This is a genomic window from Brevibacillus sp. HB1.1 (genome assembly GCF_013332445.1).
Taxonomy (GTDB): domain Bacteria; phylum Bacillota; class Bacilli; order Brevibacillales; family Brevibacillaceae; genus Brevibacillus; species Brevibacillus porteri.
The window spans coordinates 1-649 of record NZ_JABMIV010000034.1 but is presented as its reverse complement, the minus strand read 5'-3'; the positions used below and the strand labels follow the sequence as shown (position 1 = coordinate 649).

Below are 649 nucleotides of genomic sequence, written 5' to 3'. Positions count from 1 at the left end.
CAACATTAATTAATCGTAAAAAATACCAAAAGGTTACAAAAAATACAAAATAAAAAAGCTGTTGAATCAATATCAACAGTCTTTTTTATTTTGCATGACAGGGAGAGATACGTTTTTCCACTCCTTCTTCAATCGAATAGGGAAAAAGTGTTTATCCCCCTCCGGGGACAGGATAATAGTAACTTCCCATGCTATTGTCCTCAAAGGAGTTGAAAGCACAATGTCTCGTTGATGATCGTCAACACCGATACGCGCCCTCACAATCTATCCATTCGTGATCTAAACCTTACATCCACAGAATTGAAGCCGACTCAATCGACACTCTTACAGTTTTCAGCCGATAAACGCGGTCGGTATCATTTCGTATCAGACGCACCTGGCTATCCGGAAACAGGCTTCCAAGGCATGCTCGTCATTGACTATCTGGTTGCCGGTAAAATGGAGCAGAAAGTCGCTGATCCGCTGCTCGATATCCTCCTGCACGGGTTAGCCTTCTGCCTTAGTACGGACTGGAATAAAATTCAGCTGTAGTAGTAAATTTGCCGGTTAGGGCATCAATTTCTCGGTGGTCTAGAGATATGGCTGTTCTGTACACCAGAATGGGTTGATAGCTTGGGTTATCCGACAAAATATCGGTATCCGGTGTGAG

At 43.1% G+C, this 649-nt stretch carries 1 protein-coding gene; it reads left to right on the top strand.

Annotation, left to right across the window (positions count from 1 at the left end):
* Nucleotides 1-231: 231 nt before the first annotated feature.
* Entirely contained in the window at nt 232-531 is a 300-nt protein-coding gene (locus HPY27_RS30280; protein WP_026043320.1) for a cupredoxin domain-containing protein, read from the top strand.
* Nucleotides 532-649: the final 118 nt, after the last annotated feature.